The sequence below is a fragment of the Mesorhizobium sp. M1334 genome (genome assembly GCF_040317995.1).
GTDB lineage: Bacteria > Pseudomonadota > Alphaproteobacteria > Rhizobiales > Rhizobiaceae > Mesorhizobium.
This window is the reverse complement of sequence record NZ_JAMYLM010000063.1, coordinates 1-4,308: the sequence shown is the minus strand read 5'-3', so window position 1 is coordinate 4,308 and position 4,308 is coordinate 1. Positions and strand designations below refer to the sequence as shown.

Genomic DNA, 4,308 nt, shown 5'->3' with positions numbered 1-4,308 from the left:
CCATGCCGCCATACTTCGAGCGCCACTTATAGAAGGTCGCGTCGCTCACACCGTATTTGCGGCACAGATCCGTCGCCGAAAGCCCAGCCTGGTGTTCCTTCAAAATGCCGATGATCTGTTCGTCAGAAAATCTCGATCGCTTCATTGCCTGTCTCCTCATCCGAGGAACAGGCTAACCTCAAACCGAGGACATTTCAGGGGAGCACGTCATAAGAGTTAGCGCGTCGCCGTTTCGGGCAGACTCTCACCGGCAAAGAACCGTCTCGGGTTGTCCTCCAGGATCGAGACGATGTCCGCCTGAGTGACACCGCGGGCGTGCAGCATTGGGATGAAATCCGTGAACATGTAGGTATGGGCTTGGTAGAGTTCCTGCGACTTCAGGTGTTCGATCAATGTGATCTCATCGGCGGTGAGGTGGCGACTGAACTTGCCGAGCATGCCGCAGAGGCGGTCCATGCTAATCATGACCTGCGCACGAAAGCCGTCGCGCACGAGCTTCGCCAAATTGTCGGCGCGGAAATTGTCCGGCCGATGGAACATCCCGATCTGATCGAATCCGATGTAAGAGCCAGCATCTATAATGCGGCGATGATAGGCGGGATCTAGGTTGCAGCAGCTATGGCCGATCAAGCAACGATCGGCGGCAACGCCGCCGGCCGCTAACAGCTGCTGCTGTTCAGGGCCTGCGTAGCCGTCCTCGGTGTGGGTAATTATAGGCACCCCGGTCACCTTCTGCGCGACACAAGCGGCCGCGAGGAACCTCTTCTCATGAGCGGTGACAACGGGCGCGCCCGTTGAGACCTTGATGGCGCCGGCCTTCACACCAGTGTCGGCGATGCCGTAGGTGATCTCGCGGACGTAAAGCTCGGCGATCTCATCGACGGTGCGGGCGCGCCAGTAGACCGGCAGCCCCTTTTCCTCGTGGTAAAATCCCGTGGTGCAAACTATGTGCATGCCGGATTTTTCGGAAACCTCTTTCATTATCATGACGTCGCGACCGAGTTCGATCGGACAGGGGTCGACGAAGGTGCGCACACCATGCTCAGTGCGCAGTTGGATCAATTGCCGGACTGCCCTTTCGATTAATTCCGCACGGTCGAATTTCGCGAGCGGATCGAACCAGGCGCCGGGAAAGGCGATGAACAGGTGCTCGTGCATCAGTGTGCGGCCCAAGCGCTCGACCGGGATCGGCCCCGTCACCGTCTGCACCATCATGCGTCGGCACTCCAAGTGTTGTATGCTACCGTGAAGAGAGCCATGGTGGTAGCTAGGTTAGCAACCCGCTATTTCTAGTAGTGCCATAACCTGGTTTCCCTCCATAAACGGTGGGATGAATCTCGCCAAGAATACGAAGGGAATCGACGAGAGGTCTGCGTTGAGCAGTTAAGATCGAGATACTTTTCTTTGACAAGGCGGGCGTAATCTGTCGAGCGTCAGCCGTTGCGAAAGGTGTAACCGTACCCGTTGATCGCCGGCGCACCGCCGAGACGCGCATAGAGAAGCTTCGATCCCTCTGGAAAGAAGCCTTTCTGGACAAGGTCGATCATCCCTTGCATCGATTTGCCCTCATCGACGGGATCGGTAATCATACCCTCAAGCCCCGCGAACTGACGGATTGCAACCTTGGTTTGCTCGGACGGAATGCCATAACACGGGTACGCGTACTCCTCGAGCAACACCACATCGTCTTCGACTAGTTCCATCCGAGATGGACGAGCTTGGCTGTATGTTGGGCAATGTTCTTGAACGATCAGCCCAAGGTCTGTGGTTCATCGAAAGTAGCGGGAATCGAGCTCTGATCTTGTCTCGGCGGCGCCTCAAGGAAGCAGCAGCGACATGGCTAGCATTTGATCGAGCTGGCGTAAATCTGTAGATTCATTCGTCACCTCATCATGGTCTGGCAGCTGGGCTCCAACTTCCTTGCAGCTGCCGAAATGCTCAGCCATTTGGCCAGCCCTGCTAGCGCAGCCGGACCACCAGATCAGAAAGAGCACGCTACCGAAATAGGCTAGCTGAAGCAGCAGCGAACATCCCAGCGTCATCACGACTGCTAGACCGATGGAATGAGAAGCGAAGTAGACAATCAGAGCGTTGCTGCAGAGGACCAGCCCCAGGACGCGACAAAAGATTTTTAAGGGCAACGCCGTCTCCTGGTTTTGTCTCCTCAGATCATGCAGCGACCTGATCGGCCGCAACATGCGTCTGGCAGTTCTTCGGGCAGACGCGGGCGCAGGCTCCGCAGCCGACGCAGCGGCCGGCATGGTCGACGACCATGATCATGCGATTGAGCTCGCCATCGAAGTCGTCGTCGTCCTCGCCGTCGCAGGCGCCCAGGATTTCACCCGCGTCATCGACGCCGTAAAGATGCATGACCTCGCGCGAGCAGACCTTGAAACAGCGGCCGCAGCCGATGCAGGTCGTGCCGTCTATACCGGTGAGATATTCCGGCACCCATCCGGAGCCGTCGCGAGTGGTGAATGTGCTCGTCATCGTAACTTCTTCATTGCAGCGAGCTCTCTCTTGGCATCATCCAACTCGGCAAAAACGGCCGATGTTTCCTCGGCAACTTCCTCTATCTCCGTCCATTTTCCCGGGAGATCCTCTGCAAGGTCGCGCAATTTCATCTTGGCAACTGCCGCGCGCAGCTGAAGCTTTCGGAATTTCTTCCCCATCTCATCTAGCTTTGACATAAATCCTTCCTCGAAATCGGTTTCTTCACGCCCTTGCCACCTCGGGATAGGCTTCAATGGCTGCAGTCGCTTCGTCGACCAGTTTCGTACCGGCCCCCGCGGGCTTCCTGAACGTCTCGAAGCCGAACCGGTGGATGTCTCGACAGAGCGACCAACTGCCCGGCCGTGAAAAGCAATCGTCCGAACCCCCCTGGGTTTCATCTCCATCGTTGGCGATGTCATCAGGCCGGAGCGCTCCTCGTTGTAGGCCCGACGGCCGTGTAAAACGTGTCGAGCCTCCACAGCACGTCCGGATCGGGATCGCCGATGATCGGGATCGCACGGCGGTGTTTTCTGGTGACGATGAAGTCGGCCAGCCGCGTGGAGTCCGATTTGCCTTTCCCATGAGCCGCAGGAGTCTCGAGCACGGATCAGCCGCACGAGGCATCTGACAAAAGGCATGGCAAGGGCCGCCTCGTCCTCGTTGACCGGAGGGCTGACCGCGGCATCAGACATTTCGCCTTCTCCTCCCTTCAGTGCTCTTCCTCGAAGCACGATGTCTATTTTCGGGGACGCCTACTTCGGGCATACTTGCGCAGCCGACGCCCGGCTCGGGCCGGCCGATTCCACGCAATTGATGTCCCCGTGGCCGACCTTGAACACCTCCTCGACTGCGAAGTCCTCCACGCTGGTTCGCGTGGAACATCACTTCCGCCGCAATGCGGCCGGAGGTCATGAAGATTCGCGCCTCGATCCTGCTGCAAACGATCGACCAAGTGCTGCATGGACCCTCCTTGCTGCGGCCACGCCAAGGAAATGGACGAATTGGCCAGTAAGCCATTTCGACCAATTACCCTTTTTTATTTTTCCTCCTCGGCCGACCGCGCTTTGGCACCTTCGGGAAATTGTTTTGCGGAGCCGCAAAGAGAGCGCCGCAACCAACCTTCCCACCCCTGTACTTGGCGAGGGCCTGCAGCAAATCCGGCAGATGCTGCTCTTTCAATTCGGCCGGGATAGGCTCCGGACCGTCCAGCGACGTCAGTGCCAGTTCGACCAACTCGATCGCGCGATCATTGTTGCCGTTCTCGTGATAGTACCGGGCGACCGCGGGATAGGACCGGAACTTAGGGCTGTCGCCTTGCGGGGGATTCAGCGCCAGGATGTGTTCGGACAGCTCCTTGCCCATCGCGAAGCGCTCAGCAGAGGGAAGGCGCGAATGGTCATTGGCCGGATGGAAAAGTTGGTCTAGCGCCGAAACCATCCAGTCCTCGGAGTTTTTGTCGATCGCGTCGCGAACCAATTGGCGCATCACGGGCAAGCCGGTCCACATGTCTTGAATTTTGTGAAGCAACAGATGCGCATGAGCCAGGCGGAAATTGATGTCGTCGGGCATCAAGGCGATGCCCTCTTCGATCGCCCAGAGCGCCGTCTTCCAATCTTCTAACTTCACCGCCGCCCAGAATCTGTCATCGATCGGCTGCTTCAACGCTTGTTCGCGCGCCATGGGTTCGCTTGTGGCGATCCGCTCCGTATCGGCGGCTTTAGATCCCATGAGGAGTGAACAGCGGCCGGCGCTCTGTCAGGGTGAGGCTGCATCGAACCACTCACTCAACAGGAGATCGCCGTGGAGAATGTGTCT

Annotated in this window: 6 protein-coding genes and 2 pseudogenes; all 8 read right to left on the bottom strand. The window is 58.0% G+C overall.

What is annotated here, in order from left to right:
* The coding region (locus NKH17_RS33215; RefSeq protein WP_352973530.1) for a transposase at positions 1-145 on the bottom strand (145 nt) is incomplete at its 3' end.
* A gap of 71 nt (positions 146-216) precedes the next feature.
* Positions 217-1,215: a phosphotriesterase family protein gene (locus NKH17_RS33210; RefSeq protein ID WP_352973529.1), complete on the bottom strand. Its 999-nt coding sequence runs from the start codon at positions 1,213-1,215 to the stop codon at positions 217-219.
* Positions 1,216-1,433: 218 nt separating this feature from the next.
* Positions 1,434-1,741 (bottom strand): annotated as a pseudogene (locus NKH17_RS33205) (1-aminocyclopropane-1-carboxylate deaminase); the annotation flags it as partial.
* Between the two features lie 76 nt (positions 1,742-1,817).
* Positions 1,818-2,141 (bottom strand): exopolysaccharide production repressor protein, encoded by a 324-nt coding sequence (locus NKH17_RS33200; RefSeq protein ID WP_352973527.1) that lies wholly within the window; start codon positions 2,139-2,141, stop codon positions 1,818-1,820.
* Positions 2,142-2,169: 28 nt separating this feature from the next.
* Positions 2,170-2,490: a ferredoxin III, nif-specific gene (gene fdxB, locus NKH17_RS33195; RefSeq protein ID WP_352973526.1), complete on the bottom strand. Its 321-nt coding sequence runs from the start codon at positions 2,488-2,490 to the stop codon at positions 2,170-2,172.
* Positions 2,487-2,690 carry a CCE_0567 family metalloprotein gene (locus tag NKH17_RS33190; RefSeq protein ID WP_352973524.1) on the bottom strand — a complete coding sequence of 68 codons (204 nt, stop codon included), beginning with the start codon at positions 2,688-2,690 and terminating at the stop codon, positions 2,487-2,489. The genes fdxB and NKH17_RS33190 overlap by 4 nt, the downstream gene beginning before the upstream one ends.
* Before the next feature lie 25 nt (positions 2,691-2,715).
* Positions 2,716-3,185: pseudogene (locus tag NKH17_RS33185) on the bottom strand (NifX-associated nitrogen fixation protein).
* 334 nt (positions 3,186-3,519) lie between these two features.
* Positions 3,520-4,173, bottom strand: coding sequence for a hypothetical protein (locus tag NKH17_RS33175; protein ID WP_352973523.1), 654 nt, complete (start codon positions 4,171-4,173; stop codon positions 3,520-3,522).
* Positions 4,174-4,308: the final 135 nt, after the last annotated feature.